The sequence below is a fragment of the Burkholderia lata genome, assembly GCF_902499335.1.
GTDB lineage: Bacteria > Pseudomonadota > Gammaproteobacteria > Burkholderiales > Burkholderiaceae > Burkholderia > Burkholderia lata_B.
Window position 1 is genome coordinate 390,968 of sequence record NZ_CABVQK010000001.1, and the last position, 18,494, is coordinate 409,461.

Annotated in this window: 18 protein-coding genes and 1 tRNA gene; 9 read left to right on the forward strand and 10 right to left on the reverse strand. The window is 67.0% G+C overall.

Annotated features, from left to right (window positions below; all coding sequences use genetic code 11):
- Nucleotides 1-169: 169 nt before the first annotated feature.
- Nucleotides 170-1,252, reverse strand: coding sequence for a tartrate dehydrogenase (locus BCO18175_RS01830; RefSeq protein WP_174979093.1), 1,083 nt, complete (start codon nucleotides 1,250-1,252; stop codon nucleotides 170-172).
- A gap of 108 nt (nucleotides 1,253-1,360) precedes the next feature.
- Between BCO18175_RS01830 and BCO18175_RS01835 the strand changes: the two genes are divergently transcribed.
- Complete coding sequence (locus tag BCO18175_RS01835) at nucleotides 1,361-2,269, forward strand: LysR substrate-binding domain-containing protein (RefSeq protein WP_174916063.1); 909 nt, start codon at nucleotides 1,361-1,363, stop codon at nucleotides 2,267-2,269.
- A 325-nt stretch (nucleotides 2,270-2,594) separates the two neighbouring features.
- On the opposite strand, the gene BCO18175_RS01840 is transcribed toward BCO18175_RS01835, so the two are convergent.
- From BCO18175_RS01840 to BCO18175_RS01850, 3 genes are all read right to left on the reverse strand, one after another.
- Nucleotides 2,595-3,590: a LysR family transcriptional regulator gene (locus BCO18175_RS01840; protein WP_254607942.1), complete on the reverse strand. Its 996-nt coding sequence runs from the start codon at nucleotides 3,588-3,590 to the stop codon at nucleotides 2,595-2,597.
- 95 nt (nucleotides 3,591-3,685) lie between these two features.
- The gene (locus tag BCO18175_RS01845) at nucleotides 3,686-4,105 is read right to left on the reverse strand and encodes an ATP--cob(I)alamin adenosyltransferase (protein WP_174916064.1); all 420 of its coding nucleotides are present in this window, start codon (nucleotides 4,103-4,105) and stop codon (nucleotides 3,686-3,688) included.
- A gap of 125 nt (nucleotides 4,106-4,230) precedes the next feature.
- Nucleotides 4,231-5,031, reverse strand: coding sequence for an AraC family transcriptional regulator (locus BCO18175_RS01850; RefSeq protein WP_174979094.1), 801 nt, complete (start codon nucleotides 5,029-5,031; stop codon nucleotides 4,231-4,233).
- 178 nt (nucleotides 5,032-5,209) lie between these two features.
- On the opposite strand from BCO18175_RS01850, the gene BCO18175_RS01855 reads away from it, so the two are divergent.
- Together BCO18175_RS01855 and BCO18175_RS01860 are read left to right on the forward strand one after the other, a co-directional pair.
- On the forward strand, nucleotides 5,210-5,836 hold the full coding sequence (locus tag BCO18175_RS01855; RefSeq protein ID WP_011355998.1) for a LysE family translocator: 627 nt from the start codon (nucleotides 5,210-5,212) through the stop codon (nucleotides 5,834-5,836).
- Between the two features lie 13 nt (nucleotides 5,837-5,849).
- The gene (locus BCO18175_RS01860) at nucleotides 5,850-6,614 is read left to right on the forward strand and encodes a class I SAM-dependent methyltransferase (RefSeq protein WP_174979095.1); all 765 of its coding nucleotides are present in this window, start codon (nucleotides 5,850-5,852) and stop codon (nucleotides 6,612-6,614) included.
- Nucleotides 6,615-6,638: 24 nt separating this feature from the next.
- On the opposite strand, the gene BCO18175_RS01865 is transcribed toward BCO18175_RS01860, so the two are convergent.
- The 4 genes from BCO18175_RS01865 to BCO18175_RS01880 form a co-directional block, all read right to left on the reverse strand.
- Nucleotides 6,639-7,328, reverse strand: a complete 690-nt coding sequence (locus tag BCO18175_RS01865; RefSeq protein WP_174979096.1) for a DUF2848 domain-containing protein — start codon at nucleotides 7,326-7,328, stop codon at nucleotides 6,639-6,641.
- Between the two features lie 72 nt (nucleotides 7,329-7,400).
- On the reverse strand, nucleotides 7,401-7,787 hold the full coding sequence (locus tag BCO18175_RS01870) for a hypothetical protein (RefSeq protein ID WP_011356002.1): 387 nt from the start codon (nucleotides 7,785-7,787) through the stop codon (nucleotides 7,401-7,403).
- A gap of 44 nt (nucleotides 7,788-7,831) precedes the next feature.
- A complete protein-coding gene (locus BCO18175_RS01875; protein ID WP_174979097.1) occupies nucleotides 7,832-9,310 on the reverse strand; it encodes a 4-hydroxyphenylacetate 3-hydroxylase family protein in 1,479 nt (492 codons plus the stop codon).
- 36 nt (nucleotides 9,311-9,346) lie between these two features.
- Complete coding sequence (locus BCO18175_RS01880) at nucleotides 9,347-9,895, reverse strand: flavin reductase family protein (RefSeq protein WP_174916069.1); 549 nt, start codon at nucleotides 9,893-9,895, stop codon at nucleotides 9,347-9,349.
- A gap of 255 nt (nucleotides 9,896-10,150) precedes the next feature.
- Here BCO18175_RS01880 and BCO18175_RS01885 point away from each other — a divergent pair, with 255 nt between their 5' ends.
- Entirely contained in the window at nucleotides 10,151-11,362 is a 1,212-nt protein-coding gene (locus BCO18175_RS01885; RefSeq protein ID WP_174979098.1) for an IscS subfamily cysteine desulfurase, read from the forward strand.
- 58 nt (nucleotides 11,363-11,420) lie between these two features.
- Here the strand turns inward: BCO18175_RS01885 and BCO18175_RS01890 are convergent, their stop codons facing one another.
- Complete coding sequence (locus BCO18175_RS01890; RefSeq protein ID WP_174968232.1) at nucleotides 11,421-11,963, reverse strand: MarR family winged helix-turn-helix transcriptional regulator; 543 nt, start codon at nucleotides 11,961-11,963, stop codon at nucleotides 11,421-11,423.
- A gap of 128 nt (nucleotides 11,964-12,091) precedes the next feature.
- Here BCO18175_RS01890 and BCO18175_RS01895 point away from each other — a divergent pair, with 128 nt between their 5' ends.
- Nucleotides 12,092-12,682, forward strand: a complete 591-nt coding sequence (locus BCO18175_RS01895) for a nuclear transport factor 2 family protein (RefSeq protein ID WP_174979099.1) — start codon at nucleotides 12,092-12,094, stop codon at nucleotides 12,680-12,682.
- 63 nt (nucleotides 12,683-12,745) lie between these two features.
- Here the strand turns inward: BCO18175_RS01895 and rtcR are convergent, their stop codons facing one another.
- Nucleotides 12,746-14,362: an RNA repair transcriptional activator RtcR gene (gene rtcR, locus BCO18175_RS01900; RefSeq protein ID WP_174979100.1), complete on the reverse strand. Its 1,617-nt coding sequence runs from the start codon at nucleotides 14,360-14,362 to the stop codon at nucleotides 12,746-12,748.
- Nucleotides 14,363-14,697: 335 nt separating this feature from the next.
- On the opposite strand from rtcR, the gene BCO18175_RS01905 reads away from it, so the two are divergent.
- The 4 genes from BCO18175_RS01905 to BCO18175_RS01920 all read left to right on the forward strand — a co-directional run bounded on the left by BCO18175_RS01905 (nucleotide 14,698) and on the right by BCO18175_RS01920 (nucleotide 18,320).
- Nucleotides 14,698-14,768: transfer RNA gene (locus tag BCO18175_RS01905), tRNA-Cys, on the forward strand.
- Nucleotides 14,769-15,026: 258 nt separating this feature from the next.
- A complete protein-coding gene (locus BCO18175_RS01910; protein ID WP_174979101.1) occupies nucleotides 15,027-16,169 on the forward strand; it encodes a slipin family protein in 1,143 nt (380 codons plus the stop codon).
- Nucleotides 16,170-16,228: 59 nt separating this feature from the next.
- The gene (locus BCO18175_RS01915) at nucleotides 16,229-17,452 is read left to right on the forward strand and encodes an RtcB family protein (protein WP_302480635.1); all 1,224 of its coding nucleotides are present in this window, start codon (nucleotides 16,229-16,231) and stop codon (nucleotides 17,450-17,452) included.
- A gap of 55 nt (nucleotides 17,453-17,507) precedes the next feature.
- Complete coding sequence (locus BCO18175_RS01920; RefSeq protein ID WP_174979102.1) at nucleotides 17,508-18,320, forward strand: nucleotidyltransferase domain-containing protein; 813 nt, start codon at nucleotides 17,508-17,510, stop codon at nucleotides 18,318-18,320.
- Nucleotides 18,321-18,494: the final 174 nt, after the last annotated feature.

Genomic DNA, 18,494 nt, shown 5'->3' on the forward strand with positions numbered 1-18,494 from the left:
GGCACCGCCGCGAAGCGGGCGGGCCGGCGCCCGGCTCGCGTCGGATGCGCGAGTCTCGGGCAAGAAAATCCGTGTGACGATGAACGGGCAACAGCCGGTTACCGGTCGCGCACACGCGCCGCCGCCAGCCGCTACGTCGCGGCCTGCCTGAGCATCGCCACCGTTGCCGTCAGGCCGCGACCGCCGCGTTCGCGACGCGCTCGCAAACAGCCTCCGTCACCTGCGCGGTCGTCGCGCTGCCGCCGAGGTCGCGCGTATGCAGCGACGGGTCGGCCGTCACCGCCTCGATCGCCTGCATCACGCGCGCGGCGGCGGCCGTTTCGCCGAGGTGCTCGAGCAGCATCACGACCGACCAGAACGTGCCGACCGGATTCGCGAGCCCCTTGCCCATGATGTCGAACGCGGAGCCGTGGATCGGCTCGAACATCGACGGATAGCGGCGCTCGGGATCGATGTTGCCGGTCGGCGCGATGCCGAGGCTACCGGCGAGCGCGGCCGCGAGATCGCTGAGGATGTCCGCGTGCAGGTTGGTCGCGACGATCGTGTCGAGCGACGCCGGCCGGTTGACCATGCGCGCGGTCGCCGCGTCGACGAGTTCCTTGTCCCACGTCACGTCGGGAAACTCCTGCGCGACCTGCTTCGCGATCTCGTCCCACATCACCATCGCATGCCGCTGCGCGTTGCTCTTCGTGATCACGGTCAGCAGCTTGCGCGGGCGCGACTGCGCGAGCCGGAACGCAAAGCGCATGATGCGTTCGACGCCGGCGCGCGTGAGGATCGACACGTCGGTCGCGGCCTCGATCGGATGGCCCTGGTGCACGCGGCCGCCGACGCCCGCATATTCGCCTTCGGAGTTCTCGCGGACGATCACCCAGTTCAGGTCGTCGGGCCCGCAGCGCTTCAGCGGCGCGTCGATGCCGGGCAGGATGCGCGTCGGCCGCACGTTCGCGTACTGGTCGAAGCCCTGGCAGATCTTCAGGCGCAGGCCCCACAACGTCACGTGATCGGGCACGTCGGGGTCGCCCGCCGAGCCGAACAGGATCGCGTCCTTGCCGCGCAATGCGTCGAGGCCGTCGGCCGGCATCATCGCGCCGTGCTGGCGGTAGTAGTCGGCGCCCCAGTCGAAATCCTCGAACTCGAACGCAAAGCGGTCGCTGCCGCGGGCCAGCGCTTCCAGCACCTGCTTGCCGGCCGGCACCACTTCCTTGCCGATCCCGTCGCCGGGAATCGTTGCGATACGGTAGGTCTTCATGCGCACATCCTCGATTGATCGTCAGCGTGGATGCACTTTACCGAACCAGAAGTGCGGTAACCGGTGCTAGACTCAAAGCATCTTTAACTTCAATTCACGAATCCCGTCATGGCGGATACCGTCCAGCCTGCCGATCTCGGCTTCTTCTCGACGCTGGCCGCGTCCGGCAGCCTGAGCGCGGCCGCGCGCGAACTCGGGCTGACCGCGGCGGCCGTCAGCAAGCGCCTCACGCAGATGGAGCGGCGTGCGGGCGTGACGCTCGTGAACCGCACGACGCGGCGGATGATGCTGACGCCCGAAGGTGACGTGTATCTCGACTACGCACGCCGGATCCTCGACCAGATGGACGAACTCGGCGAACTTCTCGGCAGCGCGAAGCAACGCCCGAAAGGGCTGCTGCGCGTGAACGCGACGCTCGGTTTCGGGCGCAATCAAGTCGGCCCCGCGATCTCGCGCTTCGTCGCGCGCTACCCGGAAGTGTCGGTGCAACTGCAGTTGTCGGTGATGCCGCCTCCGCTCACCGACGATGCGTTCGACGTGTGCATCCGCTTCGGCGAGCCGCCCGATACGCGTGTCGTCGCGCGGCGGCTCGCGCCGAATCGCAGGCTGCTGTGCGCGGCGCCTGCGTATCTCGCGCGGCACGGCACGCCCGGCACACCGCACGACCTGACGCGGCACAACTGCATCGGCATCCGGCAGGGGGACGAGGGTTACGGCGTCTGGCGCCTGACGAGCGGGCGCGGCGCGGCACGCCACACGGAAGCCGTGCGGATCAACGGCAACCTGACGACGAACGACGGCGAGATCGCCGTGAAGTGGGCGCTCGACGGGCACGGGATCCTGATGCGCGCGGAATGGGATCTGCGCGACTATCTCGCCGACGGCCGCCTGGTCGTCGTGCTGCCCGACCACGAAACGCCGAGCGCCGACATCTATGCGGTGTATGCGCAGCGTCACCAGATGTCCACGCGGATTCGGGCGTTCGTCGATTTTCTGGCAGGTGAGCTGGGAGGGTGAGCGGGACGCAGGCAACGACGCACGCCGATCCGGGAGCGACAGACGTGAGGCTCGGTCAAAAGAGCCAATATTTCAGCTATTTCGTCAAAAAATCGCCAGAATATTGGCACTTTCATATGAACCGGCCGCCGCCGAATCCGCGCGCGGTTTCAGCCGACCGCTCCCCCGAGACAACCCGATGAGCGCATCGACAGCTTCCGCAACATCGTCAGCCAATGGAGAACACTGGCGACGAGACTCGGGCTTCCCGCCCGCGAGCAGGAACGCATCGGCGCCGCATTCCACCTTGCGAACGATTGAACGCGCCTGATTCGATGCCCGCCGATCAAGCGGCGGCCATCTGGGCATCCACCTGATCGACCCTGTCCACGGCATCCGTCATCGGCCGCCACATCCGTGCGGTGACCATGCCCACGTGGTCGCTCACCGCGGCCTCGAACCGCTCGGCGATCCAGTCGACGAACGCGCGCACGCCGGGCGACACATGCGGGCGCTTCACATAGACGGCCGACACCGCGATCGCATCGGGCCGCCAGCGCGGCAGCACTTCCCGCAACCGTCCCGCGTCGATCAGCGGCTGAGCAGCGACGCGCGGCGGCTGGATCAGCCCGAGGCCATGCACGCCGCACGCCAGATACGCCGGCTCGTCGTCCACGCTGACGATCCCGCCGAGCCGCACCTTGCGCACCGCGCCATCGACGAGGAAATCGAGTTCGGCCGTGCGCTGGCCCGGAACGGACGACACGCTGACCGCGCGATGCGCGGCCAGATCGTCGAGCGTGCGCAGGGCGCCGTGGCGGTCGAGATACGCGGGGCTCGCACAGGTCACGCGCTCGAGCGTGCCGAGCCGGCGCGCGACGAGCGACGAATCGGGCAGCTCGCCGAGCCGGATGCTGCAATCGATCGCATCGCCGACCCGATCGGCCGCACGCCCTGACACGCCCAACGTCAGCACCAGATCGGGATGCCGTGCATGAAATGCGCCGAGCGCCGGCAGCACGATCGCGTCCGCCACCGCCGCAGGCAGCTCGACACGCAGCGGCCCGCTCGGATGCAGCGCGGCGCCGCGGATGCTGGCTTCGAGGTCGTCGACGTCCGCCGTGATACGCACGCAACGCCGGTAATACGCATCACCTTCGGGCGTCGCCCGCAGCGCGCGCGTCGTACGCACCAGCAACGGCATGCCGAGCGCCGTTTCGAGTTCCTGCACGGTCCGCGTCGCGGTGGCGCGCGAAATGCCGAGCGCCTCCGCCGCACGCGTAAAGCTGTTCATTTCGACGATGCGCGTGAAGATGCGCATCGCGCGGATCGGATTGTCCACCGGACACCCCTGCATGTTTGCCGCATGCCGCGGCGCGCGAACGCGCGCCGTGCATGCATATCGAGGAACGCCGCGCCGCCGGCGCGGCAGACGGTTCAGCCGTTCGCCGCCACGGCGTCGCGCACCGGTTCGTCGAGCAGCCGCTGCGCGAGCGCGAGCGCGTCGTCGCGGGTTGCGGCCGCGTTCAGCGGATAACCCCATACCTTCTCGAACGCCCCAGAGAATGCATTGAGCGCCACGCGCCGCGACGCGTCGGGCTCGATCGCGATCATCGCGGGGATCCATTCGCGCGACTGCGCGCGGTTGGCCTTGCTCCACTTCGCGAGTTGCTTGCGCAGTTCGTGGTCGTCCGCACCGCGATCGTCGCCGGACGGCGCGTCGTCGGTCAGAAGAACGAACCGTTCGCGACGCGCCAGCAACGTGTCGAGTTCGGCGATCAGGCGGGCGGGGTCGGTGTGCGTCGAGCCGGTGTAACGCAACCAGACAAACGGGAATTCAGTCGTGGTGATGTGCATGTCGACCTCCAAATGAGAACAATTCTCATTTTATGGATCGAGGCCCACCGCGTCATTTATCGTCCCGGCCAACCGCTTGCTCAATCCGGCCAATCACGCACGCGCGGCGGCACGGCCTTCATCGCTCAGCGTTGTCGATCGGTCAGGAATTGCGTCGGCGACTTGCCCGTCGCCTTGCGGAACATCGTCACGAAGCTGCTCGCGCTCTCGTAGCCGAGATCGATCGCGATCTGGTGCACGCGGCGGCCGGTCGTCAGCATCCGCAGCGACAGCGCGACGTGCAGCCGCCGGCGCCAGTCGCCGAGGCTCATCCCGAGCTCCTTCGCCGCGAGCCGGGTCAGGCTGCGCTCGCTGATGCCCGCGCGCCGCGCGAGTTCGGTCAGCGGCGACTTGTCGGCCGGATCGTCGAGCAGATGGTCGATCAGCTTGCGCAGCCGGCGATCGGCCGGCATCGGCAGGTACAGATCCTCGACCGGCGCCGCGACCAGCTCGTCGAGCAGCGTCGCGATCAATCGCCCCTGCGGCCCGTCGACGTCGTACAGGTTCGGGAAGCTCGCCGCCTTCAGCAACAGCTCGCGCAGCAGCGGCGACACCGACAGCGTGCAGCAGCGCGCGGGCAGGTCGAGCGCCGCGTCGGGTTCGACCAGCACCGCGTAGAACGTCGCACCGGCCGAGCCGCGCGCCGCATGCGGGACGTCGCCCGGAATCCACACCATGCATTGCGGCGGCGCACTCCACACGCCGCCGTCGATCTCGCAATAGATGACGCCGCTCAACGTGTAGAGCAACTGCGCCTGCGGATGGCTGTGCCGCTCGAGCCGCCATTCGGGCTCGACGACCGAGCCGCCGAACACGACGAGCGGTCGCGGCACGTGGAAGACTTCGTCATCCGCTGCGGGATCGGTGGTCGGTGGAAGCTTGCGCATGAAACGGTGGACGATGGAGGAAGCCGGACGCGCTGACCGCGCCCTTTCGTGCTTATACCAGAAAGGGGCCGGCGCGGCCCTGCCACCGGGACGCTGCCCGGGCTGCGTCTGCAGCCGCGCGCCGAAGCGAATACAATGCCCCGATCCCCCGCCGCTGCGCCCACCTGCCGGAGCCGCCATGTTCGACCTGACCACCCTGACCACCTTCACGGCCGTCGTCCTGGGCCTGTTCCTGATCCCCGGCCCCGCCGTGTTGCTCGTGCTGAGCCGCACCGTGCAGGGCGGCCGCAAGACCGGCATCCTGACCGGCCTCGGCGTCGCGAGCGGCGACTTCGTGCATACGCTGTTCGCGGCCGTCGGCCTGTCGGCGCTGCTGATGACCTCGGCGCTCGCGTTCAACGTCGTGAAGGTGGTCGGCGCCGCGTACCTGATCTACCTCGGCGTGCGCGCGCTGATCGAGAAGCCGTCCGATCCGTCGCTGCCGAGCGTGTCGCCCGTCACGCCGCTCAAGGCGTACCTGCAGGCGATTCCCGCCGAAGTGCTGAATCCGAAGACCGCGCTGTTCTTCCTCGCGTTCATGCCGCAGTTCGTGCATCCGGAACGCGGCTCGACGTTCGTGCAGTTCGCGGTGCTCGGGCTGATCTTCGTCGTGCTCAGCTCGCTCTACACGACGCTGATCGCGTGCTCGATCCGCCCGCTCGGCCGCCTCGTGAAGCGGCTCACGTGGCTCACGCGCTGGCAGGGGAAGATCATCGGCTCGATCTTCATCGCGCTCGGGCTGCGCGTGGCCGTGCAGCAGCGCTGACCCGCACGGCCGCATGACGTCCGCCGCGGCGCCCGCCGGCGAAGCCCTCTACACCGACCCGCGCCTCGTCGCCGCGTACGACCTGTTCAACGCGGGCGATCAGGATTTTGCGTTCTACGCCGCCGTGATCGGCGCCGGGCGGCAACGCATCCTCGATCTCGGCTGCGGCACCGGTACGTTCGCGCGCCGGCTCGCGGCGGCCGGGCATGACGTCGTCGCGATCGATCCCGCGCCGGCGATGATCGAATACGCGCGACGCCAGCCAAACGCCGAAGCCGTGCACTGGCTCGCGTGCGGGCTCGACAACCTGCCGCCCGACATACCCCCGTTCGATGCGGTCGTGATGACCGGGCATGCGTTCCAGTGCCTGCTGACCGACCCCGAAATCGACGCGACGCTGCGCGGTGTGCGGCGCGTGCTCGCCGATAGCGGTCGCTTCCTGTTCGAGACCCGCAACCCGCACATCGCGCCGTGGCGTGCATGGACGCCGGAGCATTCGGCACGCAGCGTCGAGTCGCGCGAATCGGGCATCGTCGATCTTCATCATGCGGTGCGCTCGGTGGACGGCGCGATCGTGACGTTCGACACGCACTACCGCTTCGGCCGCGACGATACGGCGCTGACGAACACGAGCCGGCTGCGCTTCATCGCGCAACCCGATCTGCAGGCGCGCGTGATCGCAGCCGGATTCTCGTCGGCGGACTGGTACGGCGACTGGCAACACGCGCCGTTCAACGCTGCGACCAGCGCGGAGATCATCGCGATCTGCCGCGCGTGAGCGCGCCTGCGTTCTTCTACGGCGTCAGCCCGCCACGGGCAGCGTGTCCACCGCATACGCATGCCGCAGCGTGCGGCCCAGCACCGGATCCTCCAGCTCGACTTCGAACCGCTCGGCCGGCCGGATGCCGCCGATCGCGGCAAGCGTGCCGCACAGCATCGCGGTGCCGTCGACGAAGCGGCCGTCGTGGCGCGCGAACTGCGCGAGCAGGTCGTCCGGTGCGCGCATCGCCGTCACCTTGCCTTCCTGATACAGCACGCGCTCGCCGTCGATCGTCGCATATGCACGCAGCACGAGCTGATCCCAGTGCCCGGCCACGTCGTCGAACTTCCACAGCGTGTTCGCGCACGGCTTGCCGCACATCTGCTTCGACACGGTGATCCCGTAGGTCTCGACTTCACGATCAGTGTGGTCGGACGCGATGCCGACGAACGTTTCGCCACCGTCGCGCACCAGCACGAACTCCGCTTCGCCGCTGCTCTGCCCGCCCGACACCCGGATCGCGGGCGACGGATCGAGACGATCGGCCGCGACGCGGTAGAACACGGGCGTCGTCGCCGGGCGCTTGACGCCCAGTTCCTCCAGCTCGCGGATGTGTTTCTCCATGGCGACCGTGTCGCGGCCGGTCCAGCCCGCGATCACGAGCGTGTCGATCGCGATCGCGCGCTCGGTGCGGCCGTCGCGACCGTCGATCGCGAACGTGATGGTTTTCATCGAATGCTCCTCGTGGCGGGCAGCGCACGCGCTGCGTGCCGCCGCCCGCCGTGTGTCGTTGATCGGCCGTGCTTATGCCGGGTCGTAGTAGTGGATCTCCAGCAGCACGCAGCCGCCGTTCGACTTGAACGGGCCATGCCATGCGCCGGGCGGACGCACCGCGTACGTGTAGCCCTTGAACGGCGTGCCGCCGTTGCCGTGCTCGTCGTTGCCGACGGTCAGGTCGCCCTCGACGAGAAACACCTCCTCCCAGTAGTCGTGCACGAACGGCTTCTTCGTATGCAGCCCGGCCGGCAGGCGCAGCAGGCGCGTGCGGCTGCCCCGCTTGCGCTCGGTATCGAGCGCGCCGGACAGGATCAGCTCCTGCGCGCCGGACGCCGGGTCGTAACCTTCCGGCAGCCGCCAGTCGCGCTGCATGTCCAGCGTGTGGAATTCGTCGTGAAGCTTGTTGATGGCCATCTGTCTCTCCTGTAAGCGATAGCGGTTGAGTCAGGCGCGGCGCGTCAGGCGGCGCGCGGCGTCGACAGTTCCTGGTTCAGCGAATAGCTGCCGAGCATCGAATCGACGAGATGCGACGCGCGCTGCCAGTCGTACGTGCGATACGCATGCCCCTTCGTGACGAACGACGCGCCGGCATAGAACAGCTCGTACTGGTTGTGGCGCGATGCGAATTCGGATCCGACCGCATCCCAAGCGAGCTTGAAGAACTTCACGCGCTCCTCGGACGAACATACGGGCGACTTCTGCGTCTTCTCGATGATGCGCAGCAGGTCGGGGTTCTCGAAGTCGCGCACGCTCGACGGCAGCATGATCATTCCGCCGCCGGCGAGCTCGCGCAGCGTGTTGAGCACCTTCGAGTAGAGCTGCTGCGTGACGACCTGCGAGCCGTACAGCATGTTGCGATCGGGCACGTAGAAGCCGTTGACGACGGTGCCCTTCGCTTCCATCCCGTAGACCCACGCCTCGACCATCGACGCTTCGGCCGCGAGCTGGCCCAGCGTTTCGCGCACCTGCGGGAACGTGTTCGTGCCGTTGACCTCGGAGATCTTCAGCCCGAGCCCGACGAGGAAGCGCAGCTTCGTCATGAGGCGCACCTGGCACTGGTAGTTCTGGTACACGTGCGCGGGCGTCGCGTGGAACTGCTTCGCGCACATCGCCGTGTTGCCGGCGACGAAGATCCGCTCCCACGGCACCTTCACGTCGTCGAAATACAGCACCGCGTCGTTCTCGTCGAAGCGGCTCGACAGCGGGTTGTCGAACACCGACGTCGCGTTCTCCTCGTACGACTTGCGCGACAGGATCTTCATGCCCTTCGCGTTCATCGGCACCGCGAACGACAGCGCGTACATCTCGTCGCCTTCGCGCAGCGGCTGGATGCAGCTGCAGAACACCTCGTTCGCCATGATCCCGCTCGTTGCGAGCATCTTCGCGCCGCGCACCGTGATGCCTTCGGCATCCTGATCGACGATGCCGACCGCGAGGTACTTGTCCTCCTGCTCGTGCGCGGCCTTCGACTGGTTCGCCTGCGGATTCACGATCACGTAGGTCAGGAACAGGTCGTTGTCGCGCGCATAGCGGTAGTAGTCGCGCAGTGCGCCCGCGCGCGCCGGATCATATTGCTCGAACACGTCGGCGCCCATGACCATACCGGACAGGCACGATGCGACATGATCGGGCGAACGACCCATGAAGCCGTAATGCAGTTCCGACCACGCCTCCATCGCGGCGCGGCGTTCGACGAGTTCGTCATAGGACGTCGGCAGTTGCCAGATCCGGCTGACGCGGTTGCCCGAGTCGGGCGATACGAACGTCATCTTCTCGACGTTCTCGTCGCGCGCCTGGTAGTCGTACAGGCTCGCGTAGCTGCGGATCGAATTGCGGAATGCCGCGTGCGCGGTCACGTCGCCGACCGGCTGGCCGTTCAGGTAGACCTGCCGCCCGTCGCGCAGCGACGCGATGTGCTGAGTCCCGTTCTTGATCATGATGTCCTCCAGGGTGGAATGAAGCGTGGTTTGCATTCAGGCGGACGGCACGTGCATGCCGTCGAGCGTGCGGTAGCGGCCGCCGAAGAAGATCAGCGGGCGCCCTTCCGAGCGCGCGCAATGCCGCGTCACGCGGCCGACGAAGATCACGTGATCGCCGCCGTCGTACTGCGCATAGGGTTCGCATTCGAAAGTCGCCAGCGCGTCGGGCAGCAGCACCGCGCCATCGTCATCGGCTGTGTCGGCACGCCAGCCCCACTTGTCGCCGTTCGCCTTCGCGAAGCAGTTCGACAGGTGCTGCTGCGTCTCGTCGAGCACGTTGACCGCATAGCCGCCCGCACCGGCCAGGTCGCCGAGGCTCAGGCTGCGACGGTCGACCGAGAACAGGATCAGCGGCGGGTCCAGCGACACCGAATTGAACGACGCGACCGTGATGCCGATCGGCATCCCCTCTTTGCGCGTGGCGGTAATCACCGCCACGCCCGTCGCGAACATCGACAGCGCGGTGCGAAAGCGCCGCTGCGCGTCGGCACCCGCGCCGGTTCCGGCATGGTTCTCGCTCATCTCGTCCTCCTTGGGTTGCATCGCCGGATTCCGCTGCGGAATCCGGCCCAACAAAGCACCGTTATTTAGCTTTGTTATTTAGCTTTTATTAAATGTAAACACAGAGGCAGGTTCAAGCTGTCGTAAACCCTGATCTTGAAAGCTTTGTTTGAAAGACAACCCTACTGGCGGGATGGATGTTGCGCGGCGCCCGTGAATGTCCACGTACACTGCGGCTACCCTATTCCCCGGTGCTTTCGGGCACTGCGGGAGACACCGCTTTCCGGAGCCGCTTCGATGCAATCCCGCCCGATCTACATGGACTACAGCGCGACGACGCCCGTCGATCCTCGCGTGGTCGACAAAATGGTGCCGTTCCTGCACGAGCAGTTCGGCAACCCGGCTTCACGCAGCCACAGCTACGGGTGGGATGCCGAGCAGGCCGTCGAGGACGCGCGCGCGCACGTCGCCGCGTTGCTCGGCGCCGATCCGCGCGAAATCGTGTGGACCTCCGGTGCGACCGAGGGCAACAACCTCGCGATCAAGGGTGCGGCGCACTTCTACCAGGGCAAGGGCAAGCATCTCGTCACGGTGAAGACCGAGCACAAGGCGGTGCTCGATACGTGCCGCGAACTCGAACGCCAGGGCTTCGACGTCACGTACCTCGACGTGCGGGAAGACGGCCTGCTCGATCTCGATACGGTGCAGCAGGCGCTGCGTGCCGATACGATCCTGGTATCGGTGATGCTTGCGAACAATGAAACGGGCGTGATCCAGCCGGTCGCCGAGATCGGCGCGCTGTGCCGCGCGCGCGGCATCGTGTTTCACTGCGACGCCGTGCAGGCAGCCGGCAAAATTCCGGTCGACGTGAATGCGTTGAACGTCGACCTGCTGACGGTGACCGCGCACAAGGTCTACGGCCCGAAGGGGATCGGCGCGTTATACGTGCGCCGCAAGCCGCGCGTGCGGATCGAAGCGCAGATGCACGGCGGCGGCCATGAGCGCGGGATGCGCTCGGGCACGCTGCCGACACACCAGATCGTCGGGATGGGCGAGGCGTTCCGGCTCGCGAAGGAAGAGATGGTGGAGGAAAGCCGACGCGTCGGCGCATTGCGCGACGGGCTGCTGGCCGGCCTGTCGACGCTCGACGAGGTTTACGTGAACGGTGACCTCGCCCGCCGGATTCCGCACAACCTGAACGTCAGCTTCAATTTCGTCGAAGGCGAATCGCTGATCATGGGAATCAAGGGGGTCGCGGTATCGTCAGGCTCCGCGTGCACGTCGGCATCGCTGGAGCCGTCGTACGTGCTGCGCGCGCTCGGCCGCAGCGACGAGCTTGCGCACAGCTCGATCCGCTTCACGCTCGGCCGCTTCACGACCGAAGCCGAAGTGGACAGCGTGATCGCGCAGGTGCGCGACACGGTCGGCAAGCTGCGCGCGCTGAGCCCGCTGTGGGACATGCATCTCGAAGGGGTCGACCTGAATACGATCGAGTGGGCCGCGCACTGAGCGCGTCCGGTGCATCAGGCCGGCCGGCGATCGCGGGCGGGCCTGCGGCTCGCGCGCGTCAGCTTTTTTCCTGGCGCGCGATCAGGTGGGCGAGATCGAGTGTCGCGCGGTCGCCGTTGGTGACGAGGCGGTCGATCACCGAGCAGAGTGCCTTGAATTCGGTCTTCGTCACGCCCTCGAACAGCACGTTGTTGATGCGCTGCTGCGTATCGGTAAGCGCCTTCAGCAGCTTCGAGCCGGCCGGCGTGACCGTGAGCCGCATCTTGCGCTTGTCGTCCGGGTCCGAGCGCTTGTCGATCAGGCCGAGCTTCTTCAGCTTGCCGGTCTCGATCGTGACGAATGCGCCGCTCAGGTGCAGGTGATCGGCGAGGCGGTTGACGGTCACGACGTCGTCGTGCGATAGATGCGCGACCGAGACGAGCAGCGAATACTGGATGCCGGTGAGGCCGATCAGCGAGCCGAAGCCGTCGCGCACCGACAGCAGGCGGGCCGCGAACGGCAGCAGCCCGTTGATCAGGTGGCGAAATTCCGTGTCCGTGCCGTCGATCAGGCAGGCCGGGTTGGTAATGGTCAGAACGGACTCCTCTTGCTGCTTGGCCATGACTTCGACGCTCCGTACGGTCATGCGAATTTAGCTTTGAAACGAAATTATACGGCAAAGGCACATGCGCCCCTGGCCCGGCCCGGCCGGTGCATGTGCCCCGATTTCCCGATACAGGAGCCACGTCCATGCCCTTCCCGCTTCATCCTGCAACGGTTCGCGCGCTGCTCGAATGCTATCTGCGCGCGAAGGACCTGAACCGGCCCGCGCTGATCGCCGACTGCTTCGCGGCCGACGCCGATCTGAGCTTTTCGCTCGCGAACGACGATATCGATTTTCCGCCGCGCGTGACGGGTGCGGCCGCGATTGCGCGTACGCTGGTCGAGGAATTCGGCGAGCGATTCGAGCGGTGCCGGACCTATTACGTCTGCACGGAACCCGAAGTCGACCCGCACGGCGTCAGCGGAATGTCGTGGCTCGTCGTGATGCGGCAGAAGGACAACGGCGCATTGCGGATCGGGCATGGCACGTACCGCTGGCAGTTCGCGGGCAACGACGAAAACGAAGACGTCGCGCGGATTGCCGCGCTGCATATTCATATCGCACGGATGGATACGATCGACGATCCGGAGTCGGCGAAACTCGATGCGCTGCACGCGGCGTTCGGGTATCCGTGGCTGCCGGCGCACGCGTTCGCGCACGGGCTCGCGGATGTCGCGGCGGCGCAGCCGGAGTGGGCCTTCCTGGCGCCGTTCCGGCAAGCAGCGGCGGCTGCATAACCGATCACGTCGGCCGCGTGCCAGGCCTTCCGGCTCCACGCGGCGCCCGCGCCGTCGGACTCGTCATGCCCCGTCGAGCGCCTGCCGCACGCCCTCCCAATCCAGCCCGAACCGCGCGAGATACTTGCGCAGCCGGTCCGCATCGTTCGGCTGCTTCTTGCTCTGCCGCGATACCGCGAACAGCGTGCGCCCGGCTTCCGACAGGGTTGCCGACGCGCGGCACACATCGAGCACGCGTTCGAGCTGCGCACGGTCGAACAGGTCGAGCTCCGCCGCCCGCGCGCCGAACACCGCGTCGACGCATGCATCGGACGCACCCGCGCCGCCCGGCGACGACCACGTGCGCGTCAGCCGTTCGACTTCCTGCTCGGCGAGCGCTTCGGTAATCCGCCCGGCATCGGCCAGCGTCGCCATCCGCGTGACCGACGCGGACAGCTCGCGGAAGTTGCCGGCCCACGCCGCGCGCGGCGATGCGGCGAACGCGAGATAGCGCCGCTTCGCCTCGACGTTGAAGCGCACCTGCTCGCCCTGCTCGCGGCCGAAACGGTCGAGTTCGAATTCGAGGTTCGGCTCGATGTCCTCGCGCCGCTCGGCCAGCCCCGGCAGTTCGTACGTCCACAGGTTGATCCGTGCGTAGAGATCCTCGCGGAACGTGCCGGCCGCCACCATCTGCCGCAGGTCGCGGTGCGTGCCCGCGATCAGCTCGAAATCGCTGGTCGCCTCGACGTCCGCGCCGACCGGCAGGAAACGCTTCTCCTCGATCGCCTTCAGCAGCATCGCCTGCTCGTCGAGCCCGAGTTCGCCGATCTCGTCGAGAAACAGCAGGCCGCCGTCCGCCGCGCGCAGCAGCCCGGCCCGCGCCGACTGCGCGCCCGTGAACGCGCCCTTCACATGACCGAACAGCGTCGACATCGCCGCGTCGCCGCGCAGCGTCGCGCAGTTGATCTCGATGAACGGGCCCGCGAGCCGATGGCGGCCGCGCTTCAGCTCGTACACGCGCTTCGCGAGAAACGACTTGCCGGCGCCCGTCGGCCCGACCAGCAGCATCGGCGCCCGCGAGCGCACGGCCACGCGCTCCAGTTGCTCGATCAGCGCATTGAAGCGCGCGTTGCGCGTCGCGATGCCGGCCTTCAGGAACGACACGGTTTCGTCGCGCTCGCGCGTGAAGCGCTGCGCGATGCGGTTGTAGCGCGACAGGTCGAGATCGATCACCGACATCGTGCCGGGCCCGCTCAGTCCTTCATCGGTCTTCTGCGGCGGCGCCGTTTGCGCGAGACGCGCAGGCAGGTAGCGCGCCTCCGCCAGCAGGAACCAGCAGATCTGCGCGACGTGCGTGCCCGTCGTGATGTGGATCAGGTAGTCCTCGCGGTCGAGATCGAACGGGTAGGCGCGCGCGAAATCGTGCAGCGTCGCGTAGACCTCCTCGAAATCCCACGGATCGCGAATCTCCATCGGAATGAGCCGCACGTCGGTGTGCGGCGAAACGCGCTCCAGATCCTGCTTCACGCGGTTCGCGAGCCGCGCGTAGTTCGGCGAGTGCAACAGTTCGAGCCGGTCGATCGGCGTGTCGCGCTGCTCGCACAGCGAAATCGTCGGTCGCCAGTTGCGCCAGCGGCGCTGCGAGCCGCCGCCCTGGTCGAGCACGGTGCCGAGAAAACCGATCGCAACAGTCTTTCGCATGTTTATCTCATAGGATAAGAAGCGATCTGATTGTATCGAATTTTCCTGATCGAGCTACCACGGGATTTGCAAGCCCCACCCGCCACTTGAAATAATTTCCCCTTTTACTTCAACGGCTTGAGATTTTTCTCGAGCATCAAACCACCCGCTGGCACGCTCCTCGCTTAATAGAAAGCGCCGGATGTCCCGCTGGCCCACGAGCCAGGGTTCACAAAGCCCTGCTGGTGCGCCGCCGCCGAACCTGGTTCGTCGCGGCAGTGCATGCCGCCATGGGCAGACGAAGGCAAACGGGCGCGCAAGGAGCTTCGCCCGGGTTCGAGTCCCGGGGCGCCCTCCGTTCGGAAGCTCATAGGTAGAGCAGCCGGCGCAAGCCGGTGTGTAGCGGGTTCGAATCCCGCTCGAACGCTGTCCGCAAGGACAGCTTTGTAATGAAAGCAGTACCCGCCGGTGCGGGCCGCAAGGCCCGCCGCGCGTCGGACCGGTTGCGGTTCCGCGCGATCGGCCGGGCGGCCGCACGGCCCGCGCAAAGGCGCACGACGACGCGATGCAGGATGCGTCGCCGTGCCCTTCGGCGCCGGGCCAGCGCGCCGCCCGCCCGGTTGCGTCGCCCCGCGATCCGCACGATGCGTGTCACCCGGCGGCCAATGAAGAAAAGGACAAGAATATGTGGATGCGACATGTAGTGAAAAAGAACGAACGCGCGCTGCTGATGAATGAGGGCGATTTCGTGAAGGTGCTCGAACCGGGTGTGTTCAAGGCCTTCGATCCGTTCAAGCGTTTGTCGGTGCAGACCGCGCGTCTCGACGCGCCGCTCGCCGACGCGGCACTGGCCGACTACCTGCGTCACGACGCATCGGACGTGCTCGCGCAGTACTTCGTCGCGATGGATCTCGCCGACGATGAAGCGGGCCTGCGCTACGAAGACGACGTGCTCGTCGAGATTCTGGCGCCGGGCACGCGCCGGCTGTACTGGCGCGGCCTGACCGCGCACCGTCTCGAACGCGTCGATCTCGCGCAGGACAGCATGCTGCCGGCCGCGCTCGTGAAGCGCATCGCGCAACCTGCGCTGCGTGCGCGGGGCGTGGCGGGCCTGACGGGCGTGCTGCTGGCGCAGGTGCCGGCGTACCACGTCGGCGTGCTGAAGATCGACGGCAAGATCGAGCGGCTGCTGGACGCAGGCGTGGCAGCGTTCTGGCGCTTCAATCGCGACGTCGCGATCGAACTCGTCGACCTGCGTTTGCAGGCGCTCGAAGTCGGCGGACAGGAAATCCTGACGCGCGACAAGGTCGCGCTGCGGCTGAACCTGTCGGCGACGTGGTGCTATGCGGACGTGCTGCATGCGTTCGGCCAGTTGCAGAAGCCGGTCGAACACCTGTATCGCGAGCTGCAGTTCGCGCTGCGATCGGCGGTCGGCACGCGCTCGCTCGACGAACTGCTGGAAGACAAGCAGTCGATCGACGACGTCGTGATCACGCAGGTGCGTGCCCGCCTCGGCCAATCGGGCGTGGAGGTGCGCAGCGTCGGCGTGAAGGATATCGTGCTGCCGGGCGACATGAAGACGATCCTCGCGCAGGTGGTCGAAGCGGAGAAGTCCGCACAGGCGAACGTGATTCGCCGCCGCGAGGAAACGGCAGCCACGCGTTCGCTGCTGAACACCGCGAAGGTGATGGAAGAAAACCCGACCGCGCTGCGGCTCAAGGAGCTGGAAACGCTCGAGCGCGTCGCGGAACGGATCGACCGCATCTCGGTGTTCGGCGGTCTCGACCAGGTGCTGAACGGACTCGTCAGCATCAAGGGCGCGCAATGAATGAACGGGCACGGCGCACGGGCGCCGTGCCTCATGAACAAGGTAGCAAGGTGATGAACATGAGTGAAATGGATTACCAGGTGATGGAACTGGCCAACGGCAAGCCGGTGAAGATGTGGACGCAAGGCGTGGCCGTTGAAGACGAAGCACGCGCGCAACTGCGCAACACCGCGCAGATGCCGTTCATCTTCAGCCACGTCGCGGTGATGCCGGACGTCCACCTCGGCAAGGGCTCGACGATCGGCAGCGTGATCCCGACGAAGGGCGCGATCATTCCGGCCGCGGTCGGCGTCGACATCGGCTGCGGGATGATGGCCGCGCGCACGACGCTGACGGCGTCCGACCTGCCGGATTCGCTCGCGGGCCTGCGCAGCGCGATCGAACGCGCGGTGCCGCACGGCCGCGCGCCGGGCCGCCGCGACCCGGGCGCGTGGGGCGACCGCACGCCGGCTGCCGTGACCGAATCGTGGAAGTCGCTGCAGCCGGGCTTCCAGCGGATCGTCGACAAGTATCCGAAGCTGGAAAAGACGAACCACTACGCGCATCTCGGCACGCTCGGCACCGGCAACCACTTCATCGAAGTGTGCGTCGACGAAGCGGGCCACGTGTGGTTCATGCTGCATAGCGGCTCGCGCGGCGTCGGCAATGCGATCGGCAGCCTGTTCATCGAACTCGCGCAGGCCGACATGCGGCAGCACATCGCGAACCTGCCGGATCGCAACCTCGCGTATTTCACCGAGGGCAGCCGGCACTTCGACGATTACGTCGAAGCGGTCGGCTGGGCGCAGGACTACGCGCGCCGCAACCGGCAGGCCATGATGGATGCGGTGATCGGCGCGGCGCGCAGCGTGATTACGAAGCCGTTCTCGGTCGACGAACACGCGGTGAACTGCCACCACAACTACGTGCAGCGTGAACGCCACTTCGGCGAAGACGTGCTCGTGACGCGCAAGGGCGCGGTGTCCGCGCAGAAGGGGCAGCTCGGGATCATTCCGGGCTCGATGGGGGCGAAGAGCTTCATCGTGCGCGGGCTCGGCAACCCGGAAAGCTTTTGCTCGTGCAGCCACGGTGCAGGCCGGACGATGAGCCGCACCGAAGCGAAGCGCCGCTTCACGGTCGACGACCAGGTGAAGGCGACCCAGGGCGTCGAATGCCGGAAGGACTCGGGCGTCGTCGACGAAATCCCGATGGCCTACAAGGACATCGACGCGGTGATGGCGGCCCAGCGCAGCCTCGTCGAAGTGGTGCATACGCTGCGCCAGGTGGTGTGCGTGAAAGGATAGCGCGGTGCGCGGCCGATGGCCGGCGGCCGCGCACAACGAAAGGGAAGCAACAACAATGAAAACGGAAAAATTGACGGCCGTGCGCAGCGCGCACCCGGTCGCCCCGGCCGTGCGGGCGCGCGTGATGGCGGAGCTCGCGGAAGTCGAACGCCGCCACGACGTGAGCGTGCTGTTCGCCTGCGAATCGGGCAGCCGCGGCTGGGGGTTCGCATCGCCTGACAGCGACTACGACGTGCGCTTCGTGTATGCGCACCGGCGCGACTGGTACCTGAGCGTCGAACCGCAACGCGACGTGATCGAGCGGCCGCTCGACGACGAGCTCGACGTCAGCGGCTGGGAGCTGCGCAAGGCGCTGCAATTGCTGCGCCGCTCGAACCCGACGCTGCTCGAATGGCTCGACTCGCCCGTCGTGTATCGCGAAGACGCGCGCTGGGCGCCGCGGCTCAGGTCGCTGGCGTCGGCGTTCTTCTCGCCGATGCGGGGGCGTCATCACTACCTCGCAATGGCGAAGAAGAACTTCCGCGGCTATCTGCAAGGCGACACGGTGCGTTACAAGAAGTACCTGTACGTGTTGCGGCCGCTGCTCGCGGTGCGCTGGATCGACTCGGGGCTCGGGATGCCGCCGATGCGCTTCGCGGATCTCGTCGACGGCACCGTGCACGAGCCGGCGGTGCGCGCGGAGCTCGACGCGCTGCTCGCGCTGAAGATGAGCGCGAACGAAAGCGAATACGGGCCGCGCCGGCCGGCGATCCACGCGCTCGTCGAGACGATGCTCGCCGATGCCGAACACGATCGCGAATACAAGCGGCCGTGGGGCGACGTGGCGATGCTCGACGCGTTCCTGCGCGACGTGGTCGACGGCCGATGAAAAGCGAACAGCGCGACGCCCTCGGGTGTCGCGCCGTTTTCGCATTCGCACTTGTCCGATCAATGCAGGCCAGCAATGCACGTGCCCGCACACAACGCGTCGCCGTCACGATCGCAGCCCATTGCGGCGGTATACTCGATGCCGTTCGGTAAAGCGCGTCGCCGCATGCGCCGC

Bases quoted from the DNA above. Each gene is read 5' to 3' on its own strand.
- BCO18175_RS01830 (WP_174979093.1), bottom strand. From the start codon at position 1,252: ATGAAGACCTACCGTATCGCAACGATTCCCGGCGACGGGATCGGCAAG.
- BCO18175_RS01835 (WP_174916063.1), top strand. From the start codon at position 1,361: ATGGCGGATACCGTCCAGCCTGCCGATCTCGGCTTCTTCTCGACGCTG.
- BCO18175_RS01845 (WP_174916064.1), bottom strand. From the start codon at position 4,105: ATGCACATCACCACGACTGAATTCCCGTTTGTCTGGTTGCGTTACACC.
- BCO18175_RS01850 (WP_174979094.1), bottom strand. From the start codon at position 5,031: ATGCGCAAGCTTCCACCGACCACCGATCCCGCAGCGGATGACGAAGTC.
- BCO18175_RS01855 (WP_011355998.1), top strand. From the start codon at position 5,210: ATGTTCGACCTGACCACCCTGACCACCTTCACGGCCGTCGTCCTGGGC.
- BCO18175_RS01860 (WP_174979095.1), top strand. From the start codon at position 5,850: ATGACGTCCGCCGCGGCGCCCGCCGGCGAAGCCCTCTACACCGACCCG.
- BCO18175_RS01865 (WP_174979096.1), bottom strand. From the start codon at position 7,328: ATGAAAACCATCACGTTCGCGATCGACGGTCGCGACGGCCGCACCGAG.
- BCO18175_RS01870 (WP_011356002.1), bottom strand. From the start codon at position 7,787: ATGGCCATCAACAAGCTTCACGACGAATTCCACACGCTGGACATGCAG.
- BCO18175_RS01875 (WP_174979097.1), bottom strand. From the start codon at position 9,310: ATGATCAAGAACGGGACTCAGCACATCGCGTCGCTGCGCGACGGGCGG.
- BCO18175_RS01880 (WP_174916069.1), bottom strand. From the start codon at position 9,895: ATGCAACCCAAGGAGGACGAGATGAGCGAGAACCATGCCGGAACCGGC.
- BCO18175_RS01885 (WP_174979098.1), top strand. From the start codon at position 10,151: ATGCAATCCCGCCCGATCTACATGGACTACAGCGCGACGACGCCCGTC.
- BCO18175_RS01890 (WP_174968232.1), bottom strand. From the start codon at position 11,963: ATGGCCAAGCAGCAAGAGGAGTCCGTTCTGACCATTACCAACCCGGCC.
- BCO18175_RS01895 (WP_174979099.1), top strand. From the start codon at position 12,092: ATGCCCTTCCCGCTTCATCCTGCAACGGTTCGCGCGCTGCTCGAATGC.
- rtcR (WP_174979100.1), bottom strand. From the start codon at position 14,362: ATGCGAAAGACTGTTGCGATCGGTTTTCTCGGCACCGTGCTCGACCAG.
- BCO18175_RS01910 (WP_174979101.1), top strand. From the start codon at position 15,027: ATGTGGATGCGACATGTAGTGAAAAAGAACGAACGCGCGCTGCTGATG.
- BCO18175_RS01915 (WP_302480635.1), top strand. From the start codon at position 16,229: ATGAGTGAAATGGATTACCAGGTGATGGAACTGGCCAACGGCAAGCCG.
- BCO18175_RS01920 (WP_174979102.1), top strand. From the start codon at position 17,508: ATGAAAACGGAAAAATTGACGGCCGTGCGCAGCGCGCACCCGGTCGCC.